General features: G+C 67.6%; 16 protein-coding genes and 1 other RNA gene. 12 read left to right on the top strand and 5 right to left on the bottom strand.

Annotated features, from left to right (window positions below; all coding sequences use genetic code 11):
- Positions 1-90: 90 nt before the first annotated feature.
- Together rpiA and HRUBRA_RS15270 are read left to right on the top strand one after the other, a co-directional pair.
- Positions 91-765 carry a ribose-5-phosphate isomerase RpiA gene (gene rpiA / locus HRUBRA_RS06435; RefSeq protein WP_035515598.1) on the top strand — a complete coding sequence of 225 codons (675 nt, stop codon included), beginning with the start codon at positions 91-93 and terminating at the stop codon, positions 763-765.
- Between the two features lie 277 nt (positions 766-1,042).
- Positions 1,043-1,189, top strand: a complete 147-nt coding sequence (locus tag HRUBRA_RS15270) for a hypothetical protein (protein WP_154664294.1) — start codon at positions 1,043-1,045, stop codon at positions 1,187-1,189.
- On the opposite strand, the gene HRUBRA_RS06430 is transcribed toward HRUBRA_RS15270, so the two are convergent.
- The 4 genes from HRUBRA_RS06430 to HRUBRA_RS06420 all read right to left on the bottom strand — a co-directional run bounded on the left by HRUBRA_RS06430 (position 1,186) and on the right by HRUBRA_RS06420 (position 2,622).
- Positions 1,186-1,788 carry a 5-formyltetrahydrofolate cyclo-ligase gene (locus HRUBRA_RS06430; protein WP_052094464.1) on the bottom strand — a complete coding sequence of 201 codons (603 nt, stop codon included), beginning with the start codon at positions 1,786-1,788 and terminating at the stop codon, positions 1,186-1,188. The two genes, HRUBRA_RS15270 and HRUBRA_RS06430, sit on opposite strands and share 4 nt — an antisense overlap.
- 53 nt (positions 1,789-1,841) lie before the next feature.
- A non-coding RNA gene (gene ssrS / locus HRUBRA_RS14925) (6S RNA) lies at positions 1,842-2,021 on the bottom strand.
- Between the two features lie 51 nt (positions 2,022-2,072).
- A complete protein-coding gene (locus HRUBRA_RS06425) occupies positions 2,073-2,399 on the bottom strand; it encodes a cell division protein ZapA (protein ID WP_035515597.1) in 327 nt (108 codons plus the stop codon).
- Positions 2,400-2,403: 4 nt separating this feature from the next.
- Positions 2,404-2,622, bottom strand: a complete 219-nt coding sequence (locus HRUBRA_RS06420; protein WP_322786723.1) for a TIGR02449 family protein — start codon at positions 2,620-2,622, stop codon at positions 2,404-2,406.
- Between the two features lie 138 nt (positions 2,623-2,760).
- On the opposite strand from HRUBRA_RS06420, the gene HRUBRA_RS06415 reads away from it, so the two are divergent.
- The 5 genes from HRUBRA_RS06415 (at position 2,761) to gcvH (ending at position 7,634) form a co-directional block, all read left to right on the top strand.
- Positions 2,761-3,378, top strand: a complete 618-nt coding sequence (locus HRUBRA_RS06415) for a UPF0149 family protein (RefSeq protein WP_201771552.1) — start codon at positions 2,761-2,763, stop codon at positions 3,376-3,378.
- 7 nt (positions 3,379-3,385) lie between these two features.
- Positions 3,386-4,711: a Xaa-Pro aminopeptidase gene (gene pepP, locus HRUBRA_RS06410; protein WP_035515594.1), complete on the top strand. Its 1,326-nt coding sequence runs from the start codon at positions 3,386-3,388 to the stop codon at positions 4,709-4,711.
- A 2-nt stretch (positions 4,712-4,713) separates the two neighbouring features.
- Complete coding sequence (ubiH, locus tag HRUBRA_RS06405) at positions 4,714-5,943, top strand: 2-octaprenyl-6-methoxyphenyl hydroxylase (protein WP_035515592.1); 1,230 nt, start codon at positions 4,714-4,716, stop codon at positions 5,941-5,943.
- Entirely contained in the window at positions 5,936-7,153 is a 1,218-nt protein-coding gene (locus HRUBRA_RS06400; RefSeq protein WP_035515590.1) for a UbiH/UbiF/VisC/COQ6 family ubiquinone biosynthesis hydroxylase, read from the top strand. Before ubiH ends, HRUBRA_RS06400 begins: the two co-directional genes overlap by 8 nt.
- An 88-nt stretch (positions 7,154-7,241) precedes the next feature.
- Entirely contained in the window at positions 7,242-7,634 is a 393-nt protein-coding gene (gene gcvH / locus HRUBRA_RS06395) for a glycine cleavage system protein GcvH (RefSeq protein WP_035515587.1), read from the top strand.
- 37 nt (positions 7,635-7,671) lie between these two features.
- Here gcvH and HRUBRA_RS06390 read toward each other — a convergent pair whose 3' ends face one another.
- Positions 7,672-8,328: a histidinol-phosphatase gene (locus HRUBRA_RS06390; protein ID WP_035515585.1), complete on the bottom strand. Its 657-nt coding sequence runs from the start codon at positions 8,326-8,328 to the stop codon at positions 7,672-7,674.
- Positions 8,329-8,458: 130 nt separating this feature from the next.
- Here HRUBRA_RS06390 and HRUBRA_RS06385 point away from each other — a divergent pair, with 130 nt between their 5' ends.
- From HRUBRA_RS06385 to HRUBRA_RS06365, 5 genes are read left to right on the top strand one after another with little or no spacing between them, the layout of a single operon-like run.
- Positions 8,459-8,971 (top strand): RNA pyrophosphohydrolase, encoded by a 513-nt coding sequence (locus HRUBRA_RS06385; protein ID WP_035515583.1) that lies wholly within the window; start codon positions 8,459-8,461, stop codon positions 8,969-8,971.
- Positions 8,964-11,225, top strand: a complete 2,262-nt coding sequence (gene ptsP, locus HRUBRA_RS06380) for a phosphoenolpyruvate--protein phosphotransferase (protein ID WP_035515635.1) — start codon at positions 8,964-8,966, stop codon at positions 11,223-11,225. The genes HRUBRA_RS06385 and ptsP overlap by 8 nt, the downstream gene beginning before the upstream one ends.
- Before the next feature lie 15 nt (positions 11,226-11,240).
- The gene (gene lgt, locus HRUBRA_RS06375; RefSeq protein WP_035515582.1) at positions 11,241-12,047 is read left to right on the top strand and encodes a prolipoprotein diacylglyceryl transferase; all 807 of its coding nucleotides are present in this window, start codon (positions 11,241-11,243) and stop codon (positions 12,045-12,047) included.
- Entirely contained in the window at positions 12,044-12,874 is an 831-nt protein-coding gene (locus tag HRUBRA_RS06370) for a thymidylate synthase (RefSeq protein WP_035515579.1), read from the top strand. Before lgt ends, HRUBRA_RS06370 begins: the two co-directional genes overlap by 4 nt.
- Entirely contained in the window at positions 12,874-13,407 is a 534-nt protein-coding gene (locus tag HRUBRA_RS06365; RefSeq protein ID WP_035515577.1) for a dihydrofolate reductase, read from the top strand. Before HRUBRA_RS06370 ends, HRUBRA_RS06365 begins: the two co-directional genes overlap by 1 nt.
- Positions 13,408-13,503 lie beyond the last annotated feature (96 nt).

Genomic DNA, 13,503 nt, shown 5'->3' with positions numbered 1-13,503 from the left:
GCGTGCAGGCATGGTAAAGCAGCAGCGACGGCAATGCAGCCCGGTGTGTTCGCGGTACACTGGCGCCCAGGCACACTCCCGGGAGTCTTCATGGATCAGGACAGCAAGAAACAGGCGGTCGCCGACGCGGCGCTGGCCTATCTCCGGCCGAAGCTGGAAAGTGACACCATCGTCGGCATCGGCACCGGCTCCACCGCCAACCGCTTCATCGACGGCCTCGCGGGGCTGAAGGGCAGCATCGGCGGCACCGTGGCCAGCTCCGAGGCCTCCGCAGAGCGGCTCCGCGCGCACGGCATTCCCGTCTACGACCTGAATAGCGTGGACCGGGTCGCGTTCTACGTGGACGGGGCCGATGAGGCCAATGCGCAGCTGCAGCTCATCAAGGGCGGCGGCGGTGCGCTGACCCGGGAGAAGATCGTTGCGGCGGCAGCGGACGAGTTCCTTTGTATTGCCGACGACAGCAAGCTGGTGCGCACCCTTGGTGAGTTTCCGCTGCCGGTGGAGGTGATCCCCATGGCACGGGGATACGTCGCCCGGGAGCTCGTGCGCCTTGGCGGGGACCCGGTCTACCGGGAAGGTGTGGTCACGGACAACGGCAATATCATTCTCGATGTCTACCGCTTTCCCCTTGCCCAGCCTCTTGCCATGGAGGAGACGCTTAACAATCTTACCGGCCTGGTGTGCAGCGGACTCTTTGCCCGGCGCCCGGCAGACCGGCTGTTTCTGGCGGGCGATGACGGCGTCCGGGAGCTGGAGGCCGGCTAGCGGACCCGGTTAGAAGAGGCCGGGTAGGAGGTCGAGTTGGAGGTCGAGTAGAAAGCCTCCGGGCAGGATTGCGGGTCAAGCAAGGGCTGCTTGCAGGGCTGCTGTTCTCACGACAGGAGCAGCTGCCCCGAAAAATCCTGACGAGTCACGCAAAACGACCCACAGAAAAATAGGAGTGCTAGATGATTGACGTGTTGCATTTTGCATTATTCCCGGTAAGCTCTGTGAATAATTCACAAAGTTTTCCTTTTACACCACCCGGAGATGAGAGGGACAGATGAAGAATCGGCCTGACACCATGCTCGTGCTCCTTGCTGCCTTCGTCCTCGGGGTCTTCGTGACCCTTATGCTGCCTGCCTCTTCCAGCCGCACTGTCGCGGCCCCCGAGTCCCCGCTACAGGCGGGGCTTGTTTTCGAGCGTTAGGCGCCCTCCCTCGACGGACGCCAGCCCGTTTCCGTCAGCACACCATCCAGGGGTACATCCCAGGGGTCTTTTGGCAGTGTGTCCACGCCCTGGCAGTCGAAGGCCAGGCCCAGCAGCAGTCCCGGCCGGGACGCGGCCAGCGTCCGATCGTAGTAGCCCGCGCCCATGCCCAGCCGCGTGCCGTCTCCGGCAAAGGCCACCAGCGGGAGGCAGAGCAGGTCCAGAGCGTCAACAGGTATCGGCTCCCCGGGCGTCGGTTCGCCGATGCCATAACGGTTCTCCACCAGCGGCGAGCCCGGCGTCCAGCGATGAAACGTGAGGGCGCGATCAGCGCCGACCCGGGGCAGGTAGGTCGTGAGGCCTGCAGCCGTCGCCGTAGCAAGAAGGGGCGCCGGGTCCAGTTCGCCATCGGCCGCAACATAGGCAGCGAGGCGGGCCCCGGCGCACCAGCCGGGCAGCGCCGGAGCATAGGCCGCCAGCGCCTGCGCTGCGGCGTCCCGTGCGCTCGCGGCCTGCTCCCGGCGTGCCGCGCGCAGACGCACACGCAGCGCCGCCTTGTGGGTGCGGGCTTTGTGCTCGGCGTCGGCGGTGCTGCTCACGGCTGCTTACGTATGGCTGTCGTTGGAGAAAAGCTGTCGTTAGAAAAAAGGGGTAGGTTCCCGGCGTACCGCTGACAGGTCGGCCCTTGAACCCGATGGCTCAAGGTGGAGGCCTCCGCATCGCATCAGGCTTCCCGGTACGGGCCGGACTTGCACAACAGCGACTTTGGCTGCCCCCGGTAACGCAGTTATCGGCTCGAGGACTGATAGTCTGGCGCATACGCCAGGTAACCAGCGTCCATTATAACGCAGGGGCCCCCCAGCGCCGACTATCCCGCCCGGATTCAGCTGATTTCGATCTGCCTGAGCTGGTGCAGGGCTTCATCCAGTTTGCGGTTGAGGCTGCGCAGGGTGCCGTCGGCGCTGCCATCCTTCGGCAGTTCCCCCATGACGTCTTCGCCCCGCCCTGTGCGCTGCAGGTCGTAGCTGATATTGAGAGCGGCCATGACGGCAATGCGCTCGAGGCCGATCACCTTGCCGCTGTCGCGGATCGCGCGCATCTGCTTGTCGAGGTAGCTGGCCGCGGAAACGAGGTCGGCGGCCTGATCCTCGGGGCAGGCAACCTGGTAATCCTTGTCGAGGATGGTGACCGAGACGGTGTGGGGGGCCATGGACCTACTCCAGGTCGCGGAGGCGGGCGAGCGTTGCTTCCACCCGCTCGCGCGCGCGGTCGTTCTTCTCGATGAGTTCCCGGCGCTCCTGGCGCCAGCCCAGATTCTCCGCCTTCAGCTGGCGGTTCTCGCGGTTGAGCTGCGCGCACAAATCGATGAGGGTGTCGATCCTGTGTTCCAGCAGCTTGAGCGCATCATCCGCCATCGTCGCTATACTTGGCATTCCGCGAGGTCTCCCGCACTATAGACCCCGCATCCCAGAGAGGTCAACGGCGTAAATGCCTGTCAATTCAACAATCTGCCGTGCTTTTTGCAGGCAGCCTGCAAGCTCCCGAGCCGGCTCCCCGGCGAGTCTCACGCCATGATGGGTCTGTTCGACCCGGTACCCGGCGAGGACGGGAATCTCCCTGCCTTTGATGAGGTTGCCGATCACCTGCTCGAGCAGGGCATTTCCCAGTCGCCCTCGGAACTGCATGGCTGCCTGGCCGGGCTCCTCGCCGGCGGGGCTGATCCGTCGCCGGAAGCCGGCCTCGCCGGCGTCGGCGCTGCCCTCGGCTTCGATCCTCACGGCGAGCTGGCGGATGGTCTGCAGCGTTTCTATGTCAACACGGCGCAGCTGCTTACCGATGAGGCGCTCCGCTTCCAGCCGTTGCTGCCCGACGATGACAGCGATCTGGGCGAGCGCACGCTGGCCCTCGCGGACTGGTGCCGCGGCTTTCTTTCCGGTTTTGCCCAGGCCCGGGTGAGCAACCGCAGCCTCGATGCTGCGGTGGAGGCGGACAGCGCTGAGGCGCTGAAGGATTTTGCCGCTATCGCCCAGGCCGGCGTTGGTGACGACGACGACGATGAGGGCGAGCGCGCCTACGCCGATCTGGTTGAATATCTGCGCTTTGCAGCCATGAATATTATTCTCGACAGCCTGGGGCGCACCGCAGAGGCAGAGCCTTCCGCGCGGCCGCCGGGCAGCACGGTGCACTGAGCACCTCATGGCCGCGGTGAAGGGTATCGGCAAGCGCGAGTTCGCCAGCCGGCGGCGCAAGCTCATGGGGCTCATGGAGCCGAACAGTATTGCCATCATTCCCTCGGCACGCCTTGCCTACCGCAATCGTGATACCGAGTACCCCTTCCGCCAGGACAGTGATTTTCTCTACCTGACCGGCTTTCCGGAGCCGGACGCGGTGCTTGTCCTGGTGCCCGGTCGCCGCCACGGGCAGGTCGTGCTCTTCTGTCGCGACCGCGATCCAGCCCGGGAGCTCTGGGACGGTTACCGCGCCGGCCCTCAGGGCGCGGTCGAGCGCTATGGTGCCGATGATGCCTTCCCGATCGGTGACATCGACGACATCCTCCCCGGGCTCATCGAGGGGCGGGAGCGGGTCTACTACGCTATGGGGCGCAGCCGCGGCTTCGATGCCCGCCTCATGGGCTGGGTCAACAGCATCCGCGAGCGTGAGGCCAGCGGCGCGGTACCCCCGGGCGAGTTTACGGACCTCGATCACATGCTCCACGAGCTGCGCCTGGTGAAGAGCGCCGGCGAGCTCCGGGTCATGCGCGGCGCGGCGCAGATCACCGCCGAGGCGCATTGCCAGGCCATGCGCGCCTGCGAGCCGGGCCTCTACGAGTACCAGCTCGAGGCCGAGCTGGCCTATGCCTACGCCCGCAGCGGCGCGCGATTCCCGGCCTACCCGGCAATCGTCGGCGGTGGCGCCAACGGCTGTATCCTTCACTACATCGAGAACAGCGAGCGCCTCCGCGACGGTGATCTCGTGCTCCTTGACGCCGGCTGTGAGTACCACGGCTACGCGGCGGACGTAACCCGCACCTTCCCTGTCAACGGCCGCTTCAGCCCCGCGCAGCGCGCCCTCTACGAAGTGGTGCAGGCTGCTCACGCGGCGGGCATCGCAGCGGCCCGGGCCGGCAACCACTGGAACCAGCCTCACGATGCCACGGTGCGCGTGATCACCGAGGGGCTGGTGGCCCTCGGGCTGCTCCGCGGCCGGGTGGCGAAGCTCATCAGCGACGGGGCCTACCGGGACTTTTATATGCACCGGGCCGGCCACTGGCTTGGCCTCGACGTACACGATGTGGGCGACTACCGCGTCGGCGGCGAGTGGCGGCTCCTCGAGCCCGGCATGGTCCTGACCATGGAGCCCGGGATCTACGTGGCGCCGGACAACACGCGGGTGGCAAAGAAGTGGCGCGGCATGGGTATCCGCATCGAGGACGACGTTGCCATCGGCGCCGACGGGCCTGAGGTGCTCTCTGCGGCGGTGCCCGTGGCCCCGGACGCCATCGAAGCCCTCATGGCGGCCTGAGCATGGGGGGGCGCATTGTCATCGCCGGCGGCGGCATGGTGGGCATCAGCCTTGCCCTGGCCCTTGCCCGGCAGCTGCCCGAGGCGTTCGAGCTGACGCTGGTGGAGGGCTTCGCCCTGCCCGCGGCCGGCGCCGGCAGTTACCACCCCTCTTTCGATGCCCGCTCGACGGCCCTCAGCTACAGCACGCGGCAGGTCTTCGAGCAGCTCGACCTCTGGACCGCGCTTGCGCCCGGCGCCTGTCCCATCGAGCATATCCATGTGTCCAGCCGTGGACATTTCGGGTCGTCCTTGCTCAGTGCGACGGAGCAGGGCTGGCCGGCGCTGGGCTGGGTGGTCGACAACGGCTGGCTGGGCCGGGTGCTCGCCGACCGGTTGCGGGCCACGCCCCGCGTGCGGGTGCTGTCGCCGGCCCGCTGCGTCGACGCGCTGCCGGACGGCGCCGGGCTCAGACTCAGTCTCGAGGGCGAGGCCCCGGCGGAGCTGGCAGCGGACCTGCTGGTAATTGCCGACGGTGCCCGCTCGGGCCTGCGCGCTGCGCTGGGCCTGGGCGCGACGGAAAAGCGCTACGGGCAGGATGCGCTGGTCGCAAACCTGGCTTTTGCCGAAGACCCGGCGGGGCGCGCTTTTGAGCGCTTCACCGCCAGCGGACCGCTCGCGCTGCTGCCCCTGCTGCCGGCGGACGGCGCGCACCGCGCTGCCCTTGTCTGGACCCTGCCGCCGACGCAGGCAGCGGCGTTGCTGTCGGCATCTGCGGAGGACTTTCTCAGCGCCCTGCGTGATGCGTTCGGCTACCGGCTGGGCCGGCCCCTCGCGGTGGGCGAGCGCCACAGTTATCCGCTGGCCCTGGTCGAGGCCCGGGAGACGGTGCGCCGGAACCTCGTGGTGGTGGGCAATGCGGCCCATGCCCTGCACCCGGTTGCCGGCCAGGGCTTCAACCTCGCGTTGCGCGACGTGCACGCGCTGGCCGACGAGATCGCCCGCGGCGTGGCGATCGGCGCCGGTCCCGGAGACCTCGCCGTGCTCCAGGGCTATCAGGCCCGTCAGGCTGCTGATCAGCAGCGTACCATCGTCGCCAGCGATCTGCTCCCCGGCCTGTTCATGCAGGCCGACCCGCTCATCGGTCTGGCCCGGGACCTCGCGCTCGCCGGCCTGGATGTCGCGCGCAGCCTGAAGGGCGGCTTCGTGCGCCACGCGGCGGGCATGGCTGCCCTGGAGGCGCCCCGTGGCTGAGCCGGTCTTTGATATCACCATCGTCGGTGCCGGGATAGCCGGCTCGGCCCTGGCCGCGGCCCTCACGGGGCGAGGTCTGTCCCTTGCCCTTGTGGAGGCGCGCGCCCTGCCGGCTGCCGCGCGCCCTCCGGCCCCGGGGCTCCATGGTTTTGACGCCCGGGTCAGCGCACTGACGCCGCGATCCCAGGCCTTCCTCGAGCGCCTGGACGTCTGGCCCGGGGTGGTCTCCGTGCGTGCCTGTCCGTACCGGCACATGACCGTCTGGGACGCGGAGGGCACCGGCTCCATCCAGTTCGATGCGGAGGAGGTGGGCGCGCCGGCCCTCGGTACCATCGTCGAGAACCGGGTCCTGGTGGATGCACTGCTGGCGCGCTTCCGCGGCGCCCCGGATATCGCCGTGCATGCCCCGGAAAGCGTCGCCAGGGTTGCCCGCGAGGGCAGCCGGGTGGCCCTGGAGCTCGCGGGCGGCGCCACGCTCCGCTCGAAGCTGGTGGTGGCGGCAGACGGAGCCCTGTCGCCCCTGCGCGAGGCCCTGGGCTTTCGCACCCGGGAGTGGGATTACGGCCATCGCGCCATCGTCGCCACGGTGCAGCTGGAGCATTGCCATGGCGCCACGGCCTGGCAGCGCTTCCTGCCCACGGGCCCCCTGGCCCTGCTGCCGCTCCCGGACGGTGAAGACGGCAGCCACCGTTGTTCCATTGTCTGGTCTATCGAGGACGATCGCGCCGAGGAACTGCTGGCTCTGGATGACGACGGCTTCTGCGCGGCACTCGCAGCGGCCTCGGAACACCGTCTCGGGGCGGTGCTGGCGAGCACGCCACGCCTGGCCTTCCCCCTGCATCAGCGCCATGCCGTGGATTACATCGCACCCGGTGTGGCCCTCGTCGCCGATGCGGCGCACACGATTCACCCCCTCGCCGGCCAGGGCATCAACCTGGGCCTCGCGGACGTAGAGGTGCTGGCGGCTCAGGTGCTGCGCGCGGCCGGGCGGGGCCTCGATCCCGGACGCCTCGACGTGCTGCGGCGCTATCAGCGGGAGCGCAAGGGCGACAATCTGCTGATGATGGCGGCTATGGAGGGTTTCAAGCGCCTCTTCGGCGCCCGGGCCCTGCCCCTGCGCTGGCTGCGCAACAGCGGCCTGCGCCTGGTCGATGGTGCCGCGCCCCTGAAGCGCGAGCTCATTCGCCAGGCCCTGGGCGCCGGGCGCTGAGCGCTTGTGCCCCGTTCCGGGGCGCCGCTACAATAGCGCGCCTTGCCGGCCACCATCCCGGCAATCCGCCAACGACCGAGGATCAGCGATGAGCCAGGCACCCGAGGAACTCAGCTACGCTAGGAGCCATGAGTGGGCACGCCTTGAAGAGGACGGGACGGTCACCGTCGGCATCAGTGACCACGCCCAGGATGCCCTTGGTGATGTTGTCTTTGTCGAATTGCCGGAAGATGGGGCGGAGCTTGCCGCCGGTGACGAGGCCGGCGTGGTCGAGTCGGTCAAGGCTGCCTCGGATATCTACGCCCCTATCGGCGGCACGGTGATCGCCACCAACGGAGCTCTCGAGGAAACGCCGGAAACCGTCAACGCCGATCCCTATAACGACGGTTGGTTCTTCCGCCTCAAGCCGACGGATACGGCGGAACTTGAGCAGCTGTTGGACGCCGCGGCGTACCGGCAGCACTGCAGCGAAGACAGCTGACACAGGCGCCACCACCGTTGCCTAGTGTTCCGGCGCCCTAGCTCCGCAGGCTGATGATCTGCCAGCCCGAGGCGGTGGCCTGAGCGGCGAGCTCCGGGTCCGGATCGACCGCGACCGGGTGGTCTACCCGCTTCAGCAGGGGCAGGTCGTTGTGTGAGTCACTGTAAAAGGTAGCGTCTGCCAGCGTCTCCTTCCGGCCCTCGAGCCAGGCACGCAGCCGGTCCACTTTGCCTTCCCGGTAGCTCGGCAGCCCCACCGGCTCGCCGGTGTAGACACCGTCCACCACCTCTACCCCACAGCCGATCAGGTGCTCGACCCCGAGGGCCCGGGCGATGGGTCGCGTCACCACCTCGTTGGTGGCGGTGATCACCAGCAGCGTGTCGCCGCTGGCGCGATGGCGGCGTAGCAGCGCCTGCGCCGCCGGCAGCATGATGGGCGTGATGCAGTCGGCGAGAAAGCGCTGCTGCCAGCGTTCCACCTCTGTCACGGTACGGCCGCGCAGGGGCGCCAGGGCGAAGGCGAGATAGGCGTGGATATCCAGCGTACCGGCGCAGTAATCGGCGTAGAACCGCGCGTTGCGGGCGGCGAAGGCCCCGGCATCGACGATGCCCTCGCCGCACAGCCACTCCCCCCAGAGGTGGTCGCTGTCGCCGGCGATCAGCGTGTTGTCGAGGTCGAAGATCGCAAGTGCCATGGGGTGTCGGAAGCCTCGGGAGCGGGTGCAGGGAGGAGCGAAAGCTTAGCGTCAGTCGGGGCGGGGGACAATTTCTCAGCCTGCGGAAAGTATGGAACAATGGCGGGTCAACCAGCGAGGCAGCAGGGGAATGATTGACGCACAGGGATTCCGGCCAAATGTCGGCATCGTGATCGCCAACGATCACGGCCAGCTGCTGTGGGCCCGGCGTGTCGGTGGCCGCGGTGCGTGGCAGTTCCCCCAGGGCGGCATCAACCAGGGCGAGGGGCCGGAACAGGCCCTGTACCGTGAGCTCGAGGAAGAGGTCGGTCTTGCCCCGGAGGCCGTGGAGGTCATGGCCTGCACCCGCGGGTGGCTCCGCTACCGCCTGCCGAAGCGCTTCATCCGCCAGGGCCAGAGCCCGGTGTGTATCGGCCAGAAACAGAAGTGGTACCTGCTGCGGCTGCTCGCGGACGAAAGCGCCATCTGTCTTGATCACAATGTCAGGCCCGAGTTCGATCACTGGCAGTGGGTGAGCTACTGGTATCCGCTGGGCCAGGTGGTGTATTTCAAGCGCGAGGTCTATCGCCGCGCCCTGCGAGAGCTGGCGCCGACTGTCGGGGAGCGGCTGCCGGTGACCGGGGGGCTGCATGCCGATGCTTGAAGTCCTGCGCGGCATCGTCCAGGAGGTCAACACCGCCGAAAGCCTCGACGATGCCCTGCGTATTATTGTCAGCCGGGTGCGCGCGGCCCTGGGCACGGAGGTCTGCAGCGTCTACATGCGCGACCGGGGCGGTGAGCGCTATGTCTTCCGCGCCACCGAGGGCCTCAACCCGTCCCTCGTCGGCCAGGTGAGCCTTGGCCTTGGCGAGGGCCTCGTGGGGCTGGTGGCCGAGCGCGAGGAGCCGGTCAACCTCGACAGCGCCGAGACCCATCCGAATTTCCGCTTCCTGCCCGACATCGGTGAGGAGCCCTTCCACTCGCTCCTGGGCGTGCCGATCATCCACCAGCGCGTGGTGCTCGGCGTGCTGGTGGTGCAGCAGAAGGCGCGGCGGCGTTTCGACGAGAGCGAAGAGGCCTTCCTGGTGACCATGTCGGCGCAGCTCGCCGGCGCCATCGCCCACGCCCAGGTCACCGGAGACGTACCGCACGCGGCCGCGCCCGGCCTCACCACCAAGATCACCGGTGTTCCCGGCGCCCCGGGCATCGCCATCGGCGCGGTGCGCGTGCTGTCACCGGTCGCGGATCTGTACACGGTGGCGCGTCGGGAAGCCGGTGACCGGCGCGCTGAGCTGCGCGCCTTCAAGCGTGCCCTGGAGCAGGTGCGCCAGGATGTGCGCGCCGTGGCCGACAACCTCCGGGACGAACTCTCCGCGGAGGATCACGCGCTTTTTGACGTTTACCTCGGCATTCTCGACGACTCCACCATTGGCGGCGAGGTGGCGGCGCTGATCAAGGGCGGGGAGTGGGCCCAGGGTGCCCTCAGCCAGGTGATGATCGAGCATATCCGCCACTTCGAGCGCATGGAACACAGCTACCTCCGGGAGCGTGCGGTCGACGTGAAAGACCTCGGTACGCGAGTGCTTGCTTACCTGCAGGCGGAAGGCCGCGAGGAGACCGAGTACCCGGCGCATACCGTGCTGGTGAGTGAGGAGCTCACCGCCTCCATGCTCGGAGAGATCCCCCGCAAGCACCTCGCGGGGCTTGTATCCGTGCGCGGCTCCAGTAACTCCCATGTCGCCATTCTCGCCCGCGCCATGGGGGTTCCCACGGTGATGGGGGCCGTCGATCTGCCCTACACGCGCCTGCGCGACATGCAGGCGATCGTGGATGGCTACAGTGGCGTGGTTCACCTGAACCCGTCCACGGAGCTCGTCGCGCGCTATCGGGATCTCGCCGAGCAGGATGTGGCCCTGAACCGGGACCTCGAGGCCCTGCGCGACGAGCCCTGCGAAACCCTCGACGGGCACCGGCTGGCGCTGTGGGTGAATACGGGCCTCATGGCCGACGTTTCCCGTTCCCTGGAGCGGGGCGCGGAAGGGGTGGGCCTGTATCGCACGGAGGTGCCCTTCCTCCTCGGCGAGCGCTTCCCCAGTGAGGAGGAGCAACGCCGCATCTACCGCGACCAGCTGGAGGCTTTCGCGCCGAAGCCAGTGACCATGCGCACCCTGGATGTGGGTGGCGACAAGGCCCTGCCCTACTTCCCCATTGAGGAGGAGAATCCCTTCCTGGGCTGGCGCGGCATTCGCGTTACCCTGGACCACCCGGAGATCCTCCTGGCCCAGGTACGGGCAATGCTCAAGGCCAACGCCGGGCTCGGCAACCTGCGCATCATGCTGCCGATGATTACCAACATCGCGGAGCTGGAAGAGGCCCTGGTGCTCATCCGCCGGAGCCACCAGGAAGTCGCGCAGGAGGGCCTGGATTCGCCCATGCCCCCCGTGGGGGTCATGGTGGAGGTCCCGGCGGCTGTCTATCAGGCGGCAGCGCTGGCCCGACGGGTGGATTTCCTCTCCGTGGGCAGCAACGACCTCACCCAGTATCTCCTGGCCGTGGACCGCAACAATCCCCGCGTCTCGGACCTCTACCACGCCCTGCATCCGGCGGTGCTGGCTGCCCTCGAGGCGGTTGTGCAGGGTGGCCACAGCGAGGGCAAGCAGGTCAGCATCTGCGGCGAGCTTGCCGGCGATCCGCTGGCGGCGGTGCTGCTCCTGGGCATGGGCTTCGATGTGCTGTCCATGAACGCTACCAGCCTGCCGCGGGTGAAGAAGGCGCTGCGCAGCGTGACCCGCGCGGAAGCCGAGGCGCTGGTGGCCGAGGTGCGCGGGCTGGACGACAGCGCCCGGATCCGGCGCCGGCTCGAGGATCTGCTCAACGATCGCGGCCTCGGCCAGTTTATTCCCCCGCCCATGGCCTGAGCCCGGAGTTTTCGTTTGTTGAGCTATCCCGAGATCGACCCGGTGGCCATCGCCATCGGCCCGGTCACAATCCACTGGTACGGCCTTGCCTATCTCGCCGGCCTCGGCTTTGCCTGGTGGCTGGCGCTGCGCCGCAGCCGCGGTCCCGCGGCGCTGCTCAATCGGCGCCAGGTCGACGACCTCATCTTTTTCAGCGCCCTGGGAATTGTTCTCGGCGGGCGCATCGGCTACGCGCTTCTCTACGGCGGTGAGCGCCTTGCCGGGGATCCAGGCTGGCTGCTGCGCGTTTGGGAGGGGGGCATGGCCTTTCACGGGGGGTTCCTCGGCGTCATTCTCGCCGCCTGGTTCCTCGCCCGCCGGGAGCGCATCGCCCTCGGCCGCGTGCTGGATTTCATCGCTCCGCTGGCCCCGCTGGGGCTCGCCCTCGGGCGCCTCGGCAACTTTATCGGTCAGGAGCTGTGGGGCCGGCCCACCGATGTGCCCTGGGCCATGGTATTCCCGAGGGATCCGCTGCAGCTCGCCCGCCATCCGTCGCAGCTGTACCAGTTCGCCCTCGAGGGGATGCTGCTGTTTGTCATCCTGCTCTGGTTTACCCGTCGGCCGCGGCCCACCTGGGCCGCCTCGGGGGTTTTCGCCCTGGGTTACGGGGTGCTGCGCAGCATTGCCGAGTTCTTTCGCGAGCCGGATGCACACCTTGGCTTTCAGGCCTTCGGCTGGGTCACCCGCGGCCAGCTGCTCAGTCTGCCCATGATTGCCGTGGGGCTTTTCCTGCTGTGGCTGGCCTACGGCCGCGGCCGTGCGGCGGAGGACGCAACCCGATGAACCCCTACCTCGACCTGCTTCGCGACATCCTCGACAACGGCGTCGAGAAGGGTGACCGTACGGGCACCGGGACCCTGTCCGTGTTCGGCCGCCAGTACCGCCATGATCTCGCGGCGGGCTTCCCCCTGCTGACCACCAAGAAGCTCCATTTCCGCAGCATTGCCAACGAACTCCTGTGGTTCCTCCGCGGTGATACCAACACCCGCTGGCTCAAGGATAACGGGGTCAGTATCTGGGATGAGTGGGCCACGGAGAGCGGTGATCTCGGGCCCATCTATGGGGCGCAGTGGACGGCCTGGCCGACGGACGACGGCCCGGTGAACCAGATCGACTACGTGGTGGAAACCCTGCGCAACAACCCCGACAGCCGCCGCATCCTCTTCCACGGTTGGAACGTGGGCTTCCTGCCGGACGAGGCCATGACACCTCAGGACAACGTGCGCGCAGGCCGCATGGCGCTGCCGCCCTGTCACCTGCTCTATCAGTTTTACGTCGCTGGCGGACGGTTATCGTCGCAGCTGTATATCCGCTCCTCGGACTCTTTCCTGGGCCTGCCCTATAACACCGCAAGCCTGGCGCTGCTGACCCATCTGCTGGCGCAGCAGTGCGACCTGCAGCCCGGAGAGATCATTGTCACCACCGGTGATTCGCATATCTACCTCAATCACCTTGAGCAGGTGCGCACGCAGCTCGCCCGGGAGCCGCGGCCTCTCCCGACGCTGCACCTGAGGCGCCGCCCGGCGACCATCTATGACTACAGTTTCGAGGATTTCGAAGTGCGCGGCTACGATCCGCATCCGCCTATCCCGGCACCGGTAGCCGTCTGATGGCGCGTCTCGCCATGATTGTCGCCGCCGCCGAAAACGATGTGATCGGCCGCCATAACGCTCTGCCCTGGGCCCTGCCGGAGGATCTACGCTACTTCCGCCGGGTCACCATGGGCAAGCCGGTGATCATGGGTCGACGCACTTTCGAGAGCATCGGCCGGCCTCTTCCGGGGCGCTGCAACATCGTGGTGACCGCCAATACAGCCTTTGTCGCCGACGGCGTGCGTGTGGTGCACAGCCTGGACGAGGCCCTCATGCTGGCTGGGGCTGTGGCCGCGAGCGACGCTGTCGACGAGGTCATGCTCATCGGCGGTGCCCAGCTTTATGCCCTGGGGCTGCCGCAGGTGGAGCGCATCTATCTCACCCGGGTACATGGCGATATCCCGGGCGACGCCTTCCTGCCGCCGGTCGACTGGTCCGCTTTCCACGAGGTGGCTCGCGAGCACCACGGGGCATCCGGGGATAACCCCTGGGCCTACAGTTTCGTGGTTTATGACCGCGCTGGCGTTACGGAGGCCGCCGATAGTGTGTAGAAAGGTAACATCAGCTTTCACGCTGGGCTCTGTGGCCCACTCCTTTTTGAAGAGGTTTGAAATCGCCGGGCGTATCTGCTTAGATTCGACGCTCGT

Origin of the sequence: Pseudohaliea rubra DSM 19751 (genome assembly GCF_000764025.1) — a bacterium.
GTDB classification, from domain to species: Bacteria; Pseudomonadota; Gammaproteobacteria; order Pseudomonadales; family Halieaceae; genus Pseudohaliea; species Pseudohaliea rubra.
Note: the sequence above shows the minus strand (reverse complement) of the source record. Positions and strands in the feature narration are given on the sequence as shown.